Here is a 14,621-nt window from a genome sequence, read left to right as displayed (position 1 = left end):
CTCAGGCGTCGTCGAGCAGGTCCGGGGTCACCGCCGACTCGGTGTCGGGCAGCCCTTCCTGCTTGGCCTTGCGGTCGGCCATCGACAGCAGGCGCCGGATACGGCCGGCCACAGCATCTTTCGTCATCGGCGGATCAGCGAGCCGGCCCAACTCCTCCAGGGACGCCTGCCGGTGCTCGACCCGCAGCTTGCCCGCCGCAGCGAGGTGATCGGGCACTCCGTCACCGAGGATTTCCAACGCACGCTCCACCCGGGCAGCCGCGGCCACCGCGGCACGCGCCGACCGGCGCAGGTTGGCATCGTCGAAATTGGCCAGGCGATTGGCCGTGGCCCGGACCTCGCGGCGCATGCGCCGTTCCTCCCACGTCAGCCGCGTGTCCTGGGCACCCATCCGGGTCAGCAGGGCGCCGATGGCCTCGCCGTCGCGCACCACCACCCGGTCAGCGCCTCGCACCTCGCGGGCCTTGGCACTGACGCCGAGCCGCCTGGCCGCACCGACGAGAGCCAGGGCCGCCTCCGGACCGGGACAACTGACCTCGAGCGCGGACGACCGACCGGGCTCGGTCAACGATCCGTGTGCGAGGAACGCCCCACGCCATGCGGCCTCCGCGTCACCGACACTGCCGCCGACCACCTGCGCGGGCAGGCCTCGCACCGGGCGTCCACGAAGATCGAGCAGCCCCGTCTGCCGGGCCAGGGCTTCCCCATCGGCAGCCACCCGCACGACATAGCGGGTGTTCTTGCGGATGCCGCTGGCCGACAGGACGTGCACCACGGCGTTGTACCCGTACAGGTCGTAGATGTCCTTGCGCAGGCGGCGCGCGATGATCCCGAGATCCACCTCGGCTTCCACCACCACCCGGCCTGCCACGATGTGCAGGCCGCCGGCAAAGCGCAACAAGGACGCCACCTCCGCGCGGCGAGCACTCACCGAGTTGACTACGAGGCGGCTCAGCTCGTCTTTCACCTCGGCTGTCATCGCCACGGATCGTCCCCTCTCGGTGTTTTCGGCGCCGGCTCCTGCTGCGCCACGTCGACCGACCTCGCAGCGGGCGTGGGAACGGTGGACTCCTGCACAGCCCTGGGCGCCATCGCGCGCAATCGGACACCCTCCAGCACCGCGGCCAACTTCGCCGGGTCATGTAAAGGTGTACCAGGTCGAGACACGTCAGCAAACTCAACGCGGGCATTGAGGATGTTGGCGGTGCGGATGAGTTGCTCCCGTTCACGGTCGCTCGGCACCCGGCTGGCATCGACGATGATGTCATGCACGCTGAAGTCCGGAGCATGCTGGGCCAGAACATGGATGTGACGCTCGGCCGAGAACCCCGCCGTTTCACCCGGCTCCGCCGCCAGATTCAAGACCAGCGCACGCCGGGCCGTCGTCGACCGCAATGCCGCCGCCAACTGAGGCACCAACACGTGCGGGATCACACTGGTGAACCACGATCCCGGCCCGAGCACCACGAGATCGGCACTCATGATGGCCTCGACGGCCTGCCGGGTGGCCGGCGGATCCCCGGGCAGCAACCGCACCCGGCGCACCTTGCCCACCGTGCTGGCGATCGCCACCTGACCGCGGATCACCCGGCTCATCCGGGGATCGGACTCCAGGCCGGCGACGTCGGCCTCGATCTGCAGGGCGATCGGGCACATCGGCAGCACCCGGCCCTTCACTCCCAGGATTCGCCCGAGTTCGTCGAGCGCGGCGACCGGATCGGCCAGGACCTCGCTGAGGCCCGCCAGGATCAGATTGCCGATCGGGTGACCGGCCAGCGCGCCGCTGCCACCGAACCGGTGCTGGATGATGGTCGCCCAGAGCCTGCCGTGCGGGCTGTCAGAGGCCAAGGCCGCCAACGCCATTCGCAGGTCACCGGGCGGCACCACATCGAGTTCGCTACGCAGCCGACCAGACGACCCACCGTCGTCGGCAACCGTCACCACCGCCGTCACATGCGGGCTGAGCCGTCGAGCCGCCGACAAGGTCGCGTACAACCCATGCCCTCCACCGAGGGCCACGATGCGCGGGGTCATTCGCGACCCAGATCCCGGTGCAGCACATGCACAGTGAGCCCGTCACCGCCCTGCAACCGCTCCGCCAGCGCCTCGGCAATCGCCACGCTTCGGTGTTTGCCGCCAGTACAGCCGATGGCGACGGTCATATAGCGCTTCCCCTCCCGGCGGTATCCGGCGATCACCACGTCCAACAGACGATGGTAGGTGTCGAGAAATTCTCGGGCCCCCGGTTGTCCCAGCACGTAGTCACGGACATCCGGATGTTGACCGCTGTGCGGCCGCAATTCGTCGACCCAATGCGGGTTGGGCAGGAACCGCACATCCATCACCGTGTCCGCGTCCATCGGCAGGCCGTACTTGTAGCCGAACGACTCCACGGTGACATTCGTATACGCGACGGTCTCACCGCCGAACGCACGCTCGATGCTCTCACGCAACGCAGGCACCGGGAGCGCAGACGTGTCGATCACCAGATCGGCCGCCGCGCGCACCGGGGCCAGCAACGCCCGTTCGGCCGCGATCCCCTCCGCCAGGGTCTGCGTGCCCTGTAGCGGGTGGCTGCGACGGTTCTGCTCATAGCGGCGCACCAGGATGTCATCGGAGGCCTCGAGAAACAAAACCCGCGGGGTGATGCTGCGCGCCGCCAATTCGTTGCGCACCCAATCGAGATCACCGGTGAAGCCGCGCGACCGCACATCCATCACCACGGCCAGCTGGGTGATCCGCGATCCGGCGGCCAGCCCCAACTCGACCATGCGGGCGATCAGCTCCGGCGGCAGGTTGTCGGCGACATACCAGCCGAGGTCTTCCAACACCTTGGCCGCGGTGCCGCGCCCCGCCCCGGACAGGCCGGTGACCAGCACCACGTCGATTCCCGAATCCGCGTCCGCACCACCCACGATGCCGCCCTCGCGCAGATGTTCATTCATGCGCGATCCGCCTGGCTACTCATGTCCCCGTTACCCGTCATCCCGACACCCTGCCTCGATCATCCTCGATAACCGTTGCGGGCGCCCCTGAATCGCCCAGTCCGGCGCTGTTCTCACTTCGCGGGCCATCGCTGTGGGCCGATGGCGGCGCGCTCGTTGGCTCCACCGGCGGCTCGCCGCTGGGCTCGATTGGCGGCTCGCCGCCGGGCTCGATTGGCGGCTCGCCGCCGAGCGCAGCCAGGACGGCCTTCGCCGTCGCCACACCGATCCCAGGCACCGCGGTGATCTCCTCCACGGTGGCGTCCTTGAGCCGCGCCACCGAGCCGAAATGCGTCACCAATGCCTTGCGCCGCTGTTCGCCCAGACCACGCACCGAGTCGAGTGCCGACGCGGTCATCCGCTTGGACCGCTTGCTGCGGTGGTAGCTGATCGCGAACCGGTGTGCCTCGTCGCGCACGCGTTGCAACAGATACAGCCCTTCGCTGTTGCGCGGGAAGATCACCGGATCAGGCTCGGCAGGCACCCACACCTCTTCGAGTCGCTTGGCCAGCCCGATCACCGCGACGTCGGTGACACCGAGCTCGTCGAGGACCGCGGCCGCCGCGTTGACCTGCGGGGCACCGCCGTCCACCACGAACAGGTTGGGCGGATAGGCGAACCGGCGCGGACGCTGCTCGGTGCCCGGCTCGGGCTGCACATCGCTCACGTGCCGCAGAAAACGGCGTCGCGTCACCTCGGCGATCGAGGCGACGTCATCCGAACGTCCCTCGCCGGCAGCCTCACGGATCGCATAGTGCCGGTAGTCCGACTTCCGCGGCAAACCGTCCTCGAACACCACGAGCGAGGCGACCACATCGGTGCCCTGCACGTGGCTGATGTCCACGCATTCGATCCGCAACGGCGCATCGGCCAGGCCGAGCGAATCCTGAATGCTCTGCAGCGCTTCTGATCTCGCGTTGAAGTCGCCGGCCCGCTTGAGCTTGTGCTGGGCCAGCGCCTCGTGCGCATTGCGCGCGACAGTCTCGGCCAGCGTGCGTTTGTCACCGCGCACCGGCACCCGCAGGCTCACCCGCGAACCGCGAAGCCCCGACAACCACGCCGCCAGCTGTTCGGCATTCGGCGGCAGCACCGGCACCAGAACCTCCCGCGGCACCGGGTTGGTCGCCTCGTCGGCCGCCCCGCCGAGTTCGGCCTGCTCGCCGTAGAACTGGGTGAGGAACTGCTCGACCAGATGCTCCTGACCGGATTGTTCTGGGTCACCGGACTTCTCGACGATCCAGCCTCGCTGACCCCGCACCCGGCCACCACGTACGTGGAACACCTGCACGGCCGCCTCGAGATCGTCATCGGCGAACGCCACCACGTCAGCGTCGGTGCCGTCGCCGAGCACCACGGCCTGTTTCTCCAGCGCACGTTTGAGCGCGGCGATGTCATCACGCAGCCGGGCGGCCCGCTCGAAGTCCAGCTCCTCGGCGGCCGCCATCATCTGCTGCTCCATGTCGCGGGCCAACCGGTCGGTCTTGCCCGACAGGAAATCGCAGAAATCGAGCACGATGCGCCGGTGTTCCTCGGCACTGACCCGGCCGATGCACGGCGCCGAGCACTTGTCGATGTAGCCGAGCAGGCACGGACGGTCGATCTGCCTGTGCCGCTTGAACACTCCCGCGGAACATGTTCTGGCGGGAAACACCCGGGTCAGCAGGTCGAGCGTCTCCCGGATCGCCCACGCATGCGAATAGGGGCCGAAGTACCGCACCCCCTTGCGCCGGGGCCCGCGATACACCATCAACCGCGGGTACTCCTCGTTGAGCGTGACCGCCAGCACCGGGTACGTCTTGTCGTCGCGGTAACGGATGTTGAAGCGTGGATCGAATTCCTTGATCCAGTTGTACTCCAGCTGGAGTGCCTCGACCTCGGTGGTGACCACGGTCCACTCGACACTGCCCGCCGTCATCACCATCTGCCGGGTGCGCGGCGCCAGGCTCGCGATATCGGAGAAGTACGACGTCAGCCGGCTGCGCAGGCTCTTGGCTTTACCGACATAGATGACCCGGCCGTGCGGGTCCCGGAACCGGTACACGCCCGGCTCCACTGGTATCGATCCGGGCGCCGGCCGGTACGTCGCTGGATCGGGCACGGTTTCCAGGTTACTGCCGCGATCCGACGGAACTCCGCTACCGTCGAACTGTGCGGTTGCTGGCGTCCACCCGTTCGGTCATCGCGCTGCTCAGTGTCGTCGCAGTGATCCTTGCCGGATGCTCCGACGGCAGTCGGCGCCCGGCGAGGACCGATGCCGGCCCGTGCCAGATCGTTTCCAACGGGACCCCGTCGCCCAAACCTCCTCAAGCACCGCCACCGGCTCCCCCGGCCCAACCGTCGGCACCGCCGACCCCGGCCCAACCGTCGGCACCGCCGACCCCGGCCCAACCGTCGGCACCGCCGACCCCGGCCCAACCGTCGGCACCGCCGACGACCCGCGACCTCGCGACCAACCCCGAGATCGGCACCGGCTACCGCAGCGACATGACAGCCGTCCGCACCGCCACCTACGCGGTGGCCACCGCCAATCCACTGGCCACCGAAGCCGCCTGCAAGGTGCTGCGCGACGGCGGCACGGCTGCCGACGCACTGGTGACCGCACAGGCCGTGCTCGGTCTCGTCGAGCCCCAGTCCTCTGGGATCGGCGGCGGCGGCTTCCTGCTCTACTACGACGCGGCAGGCAACGCGGTGCGCGCCTATGACGGACGTGAGACCGCACCGGCCGCGGCGACCGAGAACTACCTGCGCTGGGTGTCGGAGACAGACCGCACCGTCCCCAAACCCGACGCCCGGGCATCGGGCCGCTCGATCGGGGTGCCGGGCATCGTGCGGCTGCTCGACGACGTGCACCACCAGTACGGCAAGAAGGCCTGGCGCGACCTCTTCGACCCGGCCGTGTCGCTGGCCGACAAGGGGTTCGACGTCAGCCCGCGCCTGGCCGCGGCCATCGACGACGCCGACGCCCAGCTCCGGCTGGATCCCGCCGCCGCCGGCTACTTCCTCAACCCCGACGGCAGCCCCAAGCCGGTGGGCACCCGCATGACCAACCCCGCCTACGCGAAAACCCTGGGCGCCATCGCATCCGAGGGGGCTCAGGCCTTCTACACCGGCGACATCGCCCACGCTGTCGTGGCGGCCGCGACCGATATCAGCGGCGGCCGCACACCGAGCGTCATGACCGAACAGGATCTCGCCGGCTACACCGTCAAACACCGCGATCCCGTGTGCACCACCTACCGCGGTCGCGAGGTCTGCGGTATGCCACCGCCGTCGTCGGGCGGCATCGCGGTGGCCGCCACCCTCGGCATCCTCGAGCACTTCCCGATGAGCGATTACAAGCCGGTTCGCGTCGACCTCAACGGCGGGCACCCATCGGTGACCGGGGTGCACCTGATCTCGGAGGCCGAGCGCCTCGCCTACGCCGACCGTGATCGCTACGTCGCCGACACCGATTTCGTCCCGCTGCCCGGCGGGTCGCCCGAGACGCTGCTCGGCGGCGCCTACCTGACCGGCCGCGCCGCGCTTATATCGCGCAACCACACGATGGGCACCGCCGCGCCCGGGGACTTCGCCCCGCCGATGACCATCCCGCCGCCGCCCGAGCACGGCACCAGCCAGATCAGCGTGATCGACAGCCACGGCAATGCGGCGTCACTGACCACCACGATCGAGTCCGCCTTCGGTTCGTTCCACATGGTCGACGGATTCCTGCTCAACAACCAGCTCACCGACTTCTCCGCCGAGCCGACCAGCGCCGAAGGCCATCCCGTACCCAACCGGGTTCAGCCCGGCAAGCGGCCCCGCAGCACGATGGCGCCGACGCTGGTGTTCGACAAGACGGGGCCGCAACGGGGCCCCCTGTACGCGGTCGTCGGCTCCCCCGGCGGCTCGGTGATCATCCAGTACGTCGTGAAAACTCTTGTCGGCATCATGGATTGGAACCTGGATCCGCAACAGGCGGTGTCGATGATCGACTTCGGCGCGGCCAACACCCCCGTGACCAACGTCGGAGGTGAGCACCCGTTGGTCGACACGGTCGCCAACGGAGACCGTGATCAGCTGGTCGAGGGCCTGCGGGCACTCGGCCATCAGGTGTCGCTGGCCGATCAGTCCAGTGGGCTCTCAGCCCTGGTGCGAACTCCGTCGGGCTGGATCGGCGGAGCCGACCCACGCCGCGAGGGCCTGGTGCTGGGCGATGCCGGCTGATCCTGCGGTGTCAGACGAGATTTGAGCGGTAGCGGTCGATCAGGTCCCGGACCTCGTCCATCGCCTTGACCGCACGGTCCTTGTCGATCGCCTGGATCGCCATCAGCGGGATGTACTCGTCGTCGGGCAGGTTCAACCGGGCCCAGCGGGCGCCGACCGGGAACGACACACTGAGGGCCTCGGACCAGGGAATCACCTTGAAACTGATCAGATTCCGGACGGCCACACCCGACGGGCCGACCCGCAGCCGCGGCCGCGCGAACAACAGCACGACGCCGCCGATGATGGCTCCCAGCAAGGCGATTGCCACCTGATCGGAGGTCTGGAAGACCACGCCGGTGGACCCGACCTTCAGCAACACGCCGACCGCAACGTGCGCCAGGAAGATGATCAGCGCCGCACCGTAGGCGAAATACGGTGTCCGGTAAGGCCGGATGTCTATATCCCAGGTTTCTGCAGTCATCTCTCGGTCACGCCTTGGCGCGTAGTTCCCGCAGGGTCAGCGCGGTGGTCAGGGCCGCTGCCGCCGCCTGGGCGCCCTTGTCCTCGGTGGAATCCGGGAGACCGGCACGATCAAGTGCCTGGGCCTCGTTGTCCGTGGTGAGCACACCGTTGGCGACCGGAGTGGACGCATCGAGCGAGACCCGGGTCAAGCCCTGCGTCACCGCGTCACACACGTAGTCGAAATGCGGCGTCTGGCCACGGATCACCACACCCAGCGCCACCACTGCGTCATGGGTGGCGGCCAATGCCTGTGCCACCACGGGGATTTCGATGGCCCCGAGCACGCGCACCACCGTCGGCTCGGCTATGCCGGCGTCGGCGGCGACCTTGCGCGCGCCGTCCAGCAGCGCATCGCAGATCTGGGTGTGCCAGGTGCTGGCCACGATCGCCAGCTTCACATTCGACGCGTCCACCTGGGGCAGATCAGGGACTCCGTGCCCGCTCACAGGGTCGAACCCGAATCGGTGGCACTGGGCGGCCGGCGGTCACCGAGCAGGTACACCGCCTCGTCGTAGTCGTCCATGCTCACCGCTTCGTCGTAGTCTTCGAGGCCGACGAGGTCGTGGCCCATCCGGTCCCGCTTGGTCATCAGGTAGCGGATGTTCTCCGAATTCGCCCGCACCGGCAGCGGTACCCGCTCGATGATGTGCAGCCCGTAGCCGTCCAGGCCCACCCGCTTGGCCGGGTTGTTGGTCAGCAGCCGCATCGATCGGATACCCAGGTCGACCAGGATCTGCGCGCCGATTCCGTAGTCGCGTGCGTCGGCAGGCAGACCGAGTTTCAGATTCGCGTCGACGGTGTCCTCGCCGGCGTCCTGCAACTGGTACGCCTGCAGCTTGTGCATCAGACCGATGCCGCGGCCCTCGTGCCCGCGCATGTAGAGCACCACGCCGCGGCCTTCACGGGCCACCATGGCCATCGCGGCGTCCAGCTGCGGGCCGCAGTCACAACGCCGGGAGCCGAACACGTCACCGGTCAGGCATTCGGAGTGGACCCGGACCAGGACGTCGTGACCGTCGCTGGCCGGACCGGAGACGTCGCCGCGAACCAGCGCGACATGCTCGACGTCCTCGTAGATGCTCTTGTAACCGACTGCCACGAACTCGCCGTGCCGGGTCGGGATCCGCGCCTCGGCGATGCGCTCGATGTGCTTCTCGTGCTTGCGGCGCCACTCGATCAGGTCGGCGATCGAGATCAGCGCCAGGTCGTGATCGTCGGCGAAGACGCGCAGCTCATCGGTGCGCGCCATGTCGCCTTCGTCCTTCTGGCTGACGATCTCGCAGATCGCGCCGGCGGGCTGCAGCCCGGCCAGCCGGGCCAGGTCCACGGCGGCCTCGGTGTGTCCGGGACGGCGCAGCACGCCACCGTCCTTGGCCCGCAGCGGAACCACGTGGCCGGGCTTGGTGAAGTCGTCGGCGACGGCGGACGGATCGGCGAGCGTACGCATCGTGGTCGCCCGGTCGGAAGCCGAAATACCGGTTCCCACATCCTTTTTCGCGTCCACCGTGACGGTGTAGGCAGTGCCGTGCTTGTCCTGGTTGACCGCGTACATCGGCAGCAGGCCCAGCCGGTCGCAGATCTCGCCGTCCAGCGGCACACACAGGTAGCCGGAGGTGTAGCGCACCATGAACGCCACGAGTTCGGGGGTGGCCTTCTCGGCAGCGAAGATGAGATCGCCCTCGTTCTCGCGATCCTCGTCGTCGATCACCACCACGGCTTTGCCCGCCGCGATATCGGCTATCGCCCTCTCGACGGAATCGAGCCTGGTCATCTGCGCCACCTTGCCTGTTCTAATGACAGGTCCCCCAATGCGGGACCAATCGCCGACTCCAGTATGAACCACCGAAATCCAGCGGTTATTGCCAGCTCTTACTCACCGGGCCCGGCCATCAGCCGTTCCACGTATTTGGCGATGATGTCCACCTCCAGATTGACCGTCGTCCCGACGTCCGCCTGACCCAGCGTGGTGAGCTCACGCGTGGTGGGGATCAGCGACACCTCGAACCAGTCGTCACCCACCGCGGACACCGTCAACGACACCCCGTCGACGGTGATCGAGCCCTTCTCGACGACATAGCGCGACAGCGCGGCGGGCAGGCCGATGCGGACCACTTCCCAGTGATCGAAAGGCGTGCGGGAGATCACAGTGCCGGTGCCGTCCACGTGGCCCTGCACGATGTGGCCGCCGAGGCGGCTGTTGACCGCGGCGGCCCGCTCCAGGTTGACCTGGCTGCCCACCCCGACCCCACCCAGGCTCGACCGGTTCAGCGTCTCCCCCATGACGTCGGCGGTGAACGCTCCGTCGGGCAGCACGTCCACCACGGTCAGACAGACCCCGTTCACGGCGATCGAGTCGCCGTGACCGGCGTCGGCGGTGACCACGGGGCCGCGGATGGTGAATCGGGCGGCATCCGTCAGCTCCGCCTTGTCGACCAGGACACCCAGCTCTTCAACGATTCCGGTGAACACGCCGACCAGACTATTCGGACCGAGTACGAGTTGGAGAAAACGCCCGGCTGCCGCGAGCCTCTACGATGCAGTAATGCAGACGCGCCCACGCTTCGCAGTCCAGTCCTTACTCGCAATTCTCTTCGCAGCGGCCGCCCTCGTGGCCGGCTGCTCGTCGTCTTCGTCCTCGGAGAAGTCGAACGCCCCGCTGCCCGACGCCGCCCAGCTACTGCAGGAGTCCTCGGCCAGCACCAAGGCCCAGCAGAGCGTGCATCTGCTGCTCACCGTGCAGGGCACCATCAAGGGTCTTCCCGTGGAGAAGCTCGACGGTGACCTGACCAACACACCCGAGGTGGCTGCCGAAGGCACCGCCGACCTGCTGTTCGCGGGCCAGAAGCTGGCCGACGCGAAGTTCGTGGTGGCCGGCGGCGATCTGTACGCGGCGCTGACCCCGGGCGACCCGCTGTCCAACTACGGGCCCGCCACGAACATCTACGACATCTCGGCGATCCTGAACCCCGACAACGGCCTGGCCAACGTGCTGGCGAACTTCAGCGACCCCAAGGCCGACGGCCGTGAGTCCGTCGGCGGCACGGAGGCGGTCCGGGTGACCGGCACCGTCAGCGCCGACGCGGTCAACAAGATCGCCCCGCAGCTCAAGGCCGAGGGCCCGGTCCCGGGAACCGCCTGGATCACCGAGGACGGGAACCACACCCTGCTGCAGGCCAAGCTTGAACCCACGCCCGGAAACAGCGTCACCATGACCCTGTCTGACTGGGGCAAGCAGGTCACCGTCACCAAGCCCGCTTCCTGATGTCGACCGCGCAGTCGGTGAGGTCCGGCCGCAACCGCCACATCGCGATCAGCGCGGGCAGTCTTGCCGTGCTGCTCGGTGCCCTCGACACCTATGTCGTGGTCACGATCATGACCGACATCATGTCCGACGTCGGTATCGCGATCAACAAGATCCAGCAGGTCACACCGATCATCACGGGTTACCTGCTGGGCTACATCGCGGCGATGCCGCTGCTGGGCCGGGCCTCGGACCGGTTCGGGCGCAAGATGCTGATCCAGGTCGGCCTGGCCGGCTTCGCCATCGGCTCGGTGATCACCGCGCTGTCGAGCGACCTGACCATGCTGGTCATCGGCCGCGTGGTGCAGGGCACCGCCAGCGGCGCGCTACTTCCCGTGACGCTGGCGCTGGCCGCCGATCTGTGGGCCGCACGTAACCGGGCCGCGGTGCTCGGCGGCGTCGGCGCTGCCCAGGAGTTCGGCAGCGTGCTGGGCCCGCTGTACGGCATCGGCGCTGTCGCGGTGTTCCATCACTGGCAAGCGGTGTTCTGGATCAATGTGCCGCTGGCGCTCATCGCCATGGTGATGATCCATTTCAGCCTGCCGGGCAAGGATCCGAGCGACCATCCCGAGAAGGTCGACGTCGTCGGCGGCATCCTGCTGGCGATCGCGTTGGGCCTGGCCGTCGTCGGCCTCTACAACCCGGAACCCGACGGCAAGCAGGTGCTCCCCGAGTGGGGCCCACCGCTGCTGATCGGTGCGCTGGTGGCGGCCGTGGGGTTCTTCGTGTGGGAGAAGTTCGCCCGCACCCGGCTGATCGAACCCGCGGGCGTGAAGTTCCTGCCGTTCCTGGCCGCGCTTGCCGCCTCGTTGTGCACCGGCGCCGCACTGATGGTCACGCTGGTCAACGTCGAACTGTTCGGTCAGGGCGTGCTCGGAAAGGACAAGTACGAGACTGCCTTCCTGCTGCTGTGGTTCCTGGGGGCACTGCCGATCGGCGCGCTGATCGGTGGCTGGATCGCCACCCGGGTCGGGGATCGCATCATCACGTTCGTCGGCCTGATGATCGCGGCCGGCGGGTTCTGGCTGATCACCCAGTGGTCGATCGACGTGCTCGACGCCGTCCACGACCTGGGCCTGTTCAAGCTGCCGGTCCTGGACACCGATCTGGCGATCGTCGGACTGGGACTCGGCCTGGTGATCGCTCCGCTCACCTCGGCCACGTTGCGGGTGGTGCCTGCCGCACAGCACGGCATCGCCTCGGCCTTCGTGGTGGTCGCCCGGATGATCGGCATGCTGATCGGCATGGCGGGCCTGTCGGCCTGGGGCCTGTACCGGTTCAACCAGCACCTGTCCACCTTGTCGGCCGCGGCCAACACGGGCCAGATGTCGCTGCAGGAGCGGTTGGCATCGCAAGCGGTGCGCTATCGCGAGGCCTACGTGTCGATGTACGGCGACATCTTCGGGATCACCGCGATCGTCTGTGTGGTGGGTGCGGTGCTCGGCCTGCTGATCGCCGCACGGCACGTCCACGTCGACGAACCTGCCGGTCCTCCCGAGGACCCGCGCGCCGGTGAGAGTGATGACGCGTCGACGGGGCAGCTGTACCTGCCAACAGAGGTCCTGCCGGTCCAGTCAGCCGACCAGGCAGTCCAGGGCACCGATCAACCGCCGGGACGCCATCGATCGAGTTGATCGGCTCAGCAGCGTTCGACTCCGGGGCTCAGCAAACGTGGCGCCCGGTCGGCCTCATCGGGCCGGCCGGGCAACACGAGGCGTAGCGGAGCGCGCACCAGTGCCCGGATCGTGCGGGGAGTCCATGGCGTCATGGGGAGCCAGTCCTGCAGTGCAGTCATTGCGCGCGTCCTTTGCTCGTGTTCACCCGGCGCACATTCGGCAGCGAACGCGCTTTGGTACGAGTGTACCGATCATGACCGACAATGCCCGGCATTTCACGAGCGTAACTTAGGTCACCCTAACTACAGCTGGCTACCTACTGCGAGCCCACTATCAGTTAGGTACCAGACTCAGGCGAACATCCGGCCCGATGGCGGTGATGCCGTCGAACCCCCACCGCTGCGCGTGCGTGATGCTCGGCACCCCGATGTCATCGACCGCAGTTATCGGCCCGCCCAGCAGTATCGGCGCCACATAGGCCAAGATCCGGTTGACCACTCCTGCCCGCAGGAACGCTCCGGCCAGGGTCGGTCCACCCTCCAGAAGCACGTCGGTCCGGTCGCCCAGCGACCGCATCACCTCGTGCGGATCATGCGTACGGATCAGCATCGTGTGCGAATCGTCGTTGAGCACCTTGGCGTCCGGCGACACCTCGCGCATACCCACCACGACCCGCAGAGGCTGATGACTGGTCAGCGAACCGTCGGCCCGGCGCGCCGTCAACGTCGGGTCGTCGACGAACACGGTCCCGGTACCCACCACGATCGCGTCAGCCGCGGCCCGCTTGCGATGGACGTCCGCGCGGGCGGCCTCACTCGTGATCCACTGGCTGGAACCGTCGGCGGCGGCGCTGCGGCCGTCCACACTCGTCGCGAATTTCCATGTGACATGCGGCAATCCGGTGCGCTGCTTGTGCAGCCACTCGCGCAGCGGTCCCTTTTCGACCTCGCCCGCCAGCACCCCGGCGCTGACCGTGACGCCGGCCTCGGCGAGCCGCTGCGCCCCGCCTTCCGCCGCCGGGTTGGGATCGGACACCGCGAAGGTGACAGCCGAAATCCCTGATGCCAGAAGCGCATCCACACACGGCGGGGTGCGACCGTGGTGATTGCACGGTTCCAGGGTGACCACGGCGGTGCCACCCTTGGCACGGTCCCCCGCCGCCCGCAATGCCATCACCTCGGCGTGCGGGCCTCCGACAGGTTGCGTCCCGCCGACACCGGCGATCTGCCCGTCACTGTCCAGGATCACCGCGCCGACCGGCGGGTTCGGGTAGGTCGAGCCCTTGACCTGTTCGGCTTGCTCGATGGCCAGCCGCATTGCGGCCTCGGGCGTCATAGCGTCAGGTGTCTCGAGGCGCTCGCCGCCTGCTGACGCAGGGACTTCACCGCGGCGGCCGGATCGGCCGCGCTGTACACCGCCGAGCCGGCGACGAAGCAGTCCACGCCGGCCTCGGCTGCCTGCTCGATGGTGTCGGCATTGATGCCACCGTCGATCTCGACGACGATCGTCAGCTCGCCGGAGTCCACCAGCCTGCGCACGGTGCTCACCTTGGAGAGCACCTCCGGGATGAACTTCTGCCCACCGAAGCCGGGCTCCACCGACATCACCAGGAGGGTGTCGAACTCCTTGAGGATCTCCAGATACGGCTCCAACGGGGTGCCCGGCTTCACCGACAGTCCGGCCTTGGCGCCGGCGGCGCGGATGTCGCGCGCCACCCCGATCGGGTTGTCGGTGGCCTCGGCGTGGAACGTGACGTTGTAGGCGCCCGCCTCGGCGTACGGCGGTGCCCAGCGCTCGGGTTGGTCGATCATCAGATGGCAGTCCATCGGGATGTCGGTCGCCTTGAGCAGGGACTCGACCACGGGCAGACCCAGCGTCAGGTTGGGCACGAAATGGTTGTCCATCACGTCGACGTGCAGCCAGTCGGCCCCGGCGACCGCGGCGACCTCATCGGACAGCCGCGCGAAGTCGGCGGACAGGATGGACGGGGCGATCAGGGGTTCTGCCATG

Annotated in this window: 14 protein-coding genes; 3 read left to right on the top strand and 11 right to left on the bottom strand. The window is 68.1% G+C overall.

The annotated features are described in order from the left end of the window. Position 1 precedes the first annotated feature (1 nt). The 4 genes from whiA to uvrC are packed head-to-tail and all read right to left on the bottom strand — an operon-like array spanning position 2 to position 5,082. On the bottom strand, positions 2 to 979 hold the full coding sequence (gene whiA, locus TX88_RS16520; protein ID WP_084622016.1) for a DNA-binding protein WhiA: 978 nt from the start codon (positions 977 to 979) through the stop codon (positions 2 to 4). Further along, positions 976 to 2,034: a uridine diphosphate-N-acetylglucosamine-binding protein YvcK gene (gene yvcK / locus TX88_RS16515; protein ID WP_044518229.1), complete on the bottom strand. Its 1,059-nt coding sequence runs from the start codon at positions 2,032 to 2,034 to the stop codon at positions 976 to 978. The genes whiA and yvcK overlap by 4 nt, the downstream gene beginning before the upstream one ends. Next, complete coding sequence (gene rapZ / locus TX88_RS16510) at positions 2,031 to 2,945, bottom strand: RNase adapter RapZ (RefSeq protein ID WP_044518226.1); 915 nt, start codon at positions 2,943 to 2,945, stop codon at positions 2,031 to 2,033. Before rapZ ends, yvcK begins: the two co-directional genes overlap by 4 nt. A gap of 37 nt (positions 2,946 to 2,982) precedes the next feature. Then, positions 2,983 to 5,082, bottom strand: coding sequence for an excinuclease ABC subunit UvrC (gene uvrC / locus TX88_RS16505; RefSeq protein WP_044518224.1), 2,100 nt, complete (start codon positions 5,080 to 5,082; stop codon positions 2,983 to 2,985). A 50-nt stretch (positions 5,083 to 5,132) separates the two neighbouring features. On the opposite strand from uvrC, the gene ggt reads away from it, so the two are divergent. Then, positions 5,133 to 7,190, top strand: a complete 2,058-nt coding sequence (ggt, locus tag TX88_RS16500; protein WP_209446993.1) for a gamma-glutamyltransferase — start codon at positions 5,133 to 5,135, stop codon at positions 7,188 to 7,190. A 10-nt stretch (positions 7,191 to 7,200) separates the two neighbouring features. Here ggt and TX88_RS16495 read toward each other — a convergent pair whose 3' ends face one another. The 4 genes from TX88_RS16495 to TX88_RS16480 form a co-directional block, all read right to left on the bottom strand. Continuing rightward, entirely contained in the window at positions 7,201 to 7,653 is a 453-nt protein-coding gene (locus TX88_RS16495) for a PH domain-containing protein (RefSeq protein ID WP_044518223.1), read from the bottom strand. Between the two features lie 7 nt (positions 7,654 to 7,660). Next, on the bottom strand, positions 7,661 to 8,140 hold the full coding sequence (gene ribH / locus TX88_RS16490) for a 6,7-dimethyl-8-ribityllumazine synthase (RefSeq protein ID WP_044518221.1): 480 nt from the start codon (positions 8,138 to 8,140) through the stop codon (positions 7,661 to 7,663). Further along, on the bottom strand, positions 8,137 to 9,465 hold the full coding sequence (locus tag TX88_RS16485) for a bifunctional 3,4-dihydroxy-2-butanone-4-phosphate synthase/GTP cyclohydrolase II (RefSeq protein WP_044518219.1): 1,329 nt from the start codon (positions 9,463 to 9,465) through the stop codon (positions 8,137 to 8,139). The genes ribH and TX88_RS16485 overlap by 4 nt, the downstream gene beginning before the upstream one ends. 98 nt (positions 9,466 to 9,563) lie before the next feature. Next, positions 9,564 to 10,163 carry a riboflavin synthase gene (locus TX88_RS16480; RefSeq protein WP_044518217.1) on the bottom strand — a complete coding sequence of 200 codons (600 nt, stop codon included), beginning with the start codon at positions 10,161 to 10,163 and terminating at the stop codon, positions 9,564 to 9,566. A gap of 73 nt (positions 10,164 to 10,236) precedes the next feature. On the opposite strand from TX88_RS16480, the gene TX88_RS16475 reads away from it, so the two are divergent. Both TX88_RS16475 and TX88_RS16470 read left to right on the top strand, forming a co-directional pair. After that, the gene (locus TX88_RS16475) at positions 10,237 to 10,956 is read left to right on the top strand and encodes an LppX_LprAFG lipoprotein (protein ID WP_044518215.1); all 720 of its coding nucleotides are present in this window, start codon (positions 10,237 to 10,239) and stop codon (positions 10,954 to 10,956) included. After that, positions 10,956 to 12,629 carry an MFS transporter gene (locus TX88_RS16470; RefSeq protein ID WP_044518214.1) on the top strand — a complete coding sequence of 558 codons (1,674 nt, stop codon included), beginning with the start codon at positions 10,956 to 10,958 and terminating at the stop codon, positions 12,627 to 12,629. The genes TX88_RS16475 and TX88_RS16470 overlap by 1 nt, the downstream gene beginning before the upstream one ends. Positions 12,630 to 12,634: 5 nt before the next feature. Here TX88_RS16470 and TX88_RS34265 read toward each other — a convergent pair whose 3' ends face one another. The 3 genes from TX88_RS34265 to rpe form a co-directional block, all read right to left on the bottom strand. Next, positions 12,635 to 12,790 carry a hypothetical protein gene (locus TX88_RS34265; protein ID WP_162563151.1) on the bottom strand — a complete coding sequence of 52 codons (156 nt, stop codon included), beginning with the start codon at positions 12,788 to 12,790 and terminating at the stop codon, positions 12,635 to 12,637. A gap of 154 nt (positions 12,791 to 12,944) precedes the next feature. Further along, entirely contained in the window at positions 12,945 to 13,946 is a 1,002-nt protein-coding gene (gene ribD, locus TX88_RS16465) for a bifunctional diaminohydroxyphosphoribosylaminopyrimidine deaminase/5-amino-6-(5-phosphoribosylamino)uracil reductase RibD (RefSeq protein ID WP_044518213.1), read from the bottom strand. Beyond that, positions 13,943 to 14,620, bottom strand: a complete 678-nt coding sequence (gene rpe / locus TX88_RS16460) for a ribulose-phosphate 3-epimerase (RefSeq protein WP_044519478.1) — start codon at positions 14,618 to 14,620, stop codon at positions 13,943 to 13,945. The genes ribD and rpe overlap by 4 nt, the downstream gene beginning before the upstream one ends. Position 14,621: the final 1 nt, after the last annotated feature.

It is taken from the genome of Mycolicibacterium septicum DSM 44393 (genome assembly GCF_000455325.1).
GTDB lineage: Bacteria > Actinomycetota > Actinomycetes > Mycobacteriales > Mycobacteriaceae > Mycobacterium > Mycobacterium septicum.
This window is presented reverse-complemented; position numbering and strand designations above follow the sequence as displayed.

Excerpts from the sequence above, each read along its gene's own strand:
- whiA (WP_084622016.1), bottom strand. The coding sequence starts at position 979 with ATGACAGCCGAGGTGAAAGACGAGCTGAGCCGCCTCGTAGTCAACTCG.
- yvcK (WP_044518229.1), bottom strand. The coding sequence starts at position 2,034 with ATGACCCCGCGCATCGTGGCCCTCGGTGGAGGGCATGGGTTGTACGCG.
- rapZ (WP_044518226.1), bottom strand. The coding sequence starts at position 2,945 with ATGAATGAACATCTGCGCGAGGGCGGCATCGTGGGTGGTGCGGACGCG.
- TX88_RS16495 (WP_044518223.1), bottom strand. The coding sequence starts at position 7,653 with ATGACTGCAGAAACCTGGGATATAGACATCCGGCCTTACCGGACACCG.
- TX88_RS16485 (WP_044518219.1), bottom strand. The coding sequence starts at position 9,465 with ATGACCAGGCTCGATTCCGTCGAGAGGGCGATAGCCGATATCGCGGCG.
- TX88_RS16475 (WP_044518215.1), top strand. The coding sequence starts at position 10,237 with ATGCAGACGCGCCCACGCTTCGCAGTCCAGTCCTTACTCGCAATTCTC.
- TX88_RS16470 (WP_044518214.1), top strand. The coding sequence starts at position 10,956 with ATGTCGACCGCGCAGTCGGTGAGGTCCGGCCGCAACCGCCACATCGCG.
- TX88_RS34265 (WP_162563151.1), bottom strand. The coding sequence starts at position 12,790 with ATGACTGCACTGCAGGACTGGCTCCCCATGACGCCATGGACTCCCCGC.
- ribD (WP_044518213.1), bottom strand. The coding sequence starts at position 13,946 with ATGACGCCCGAGGCCGCAATGCGGCTGGCCATCGAGCAAGCCGAACAG.
- rpe (WP_044519478.1), bottom strand. The coding sequence starts at position 14,620 with ATGGCAGAACCCCTGATCGCCCCGTCCATCCTGTCCGCCGACTTCGCG.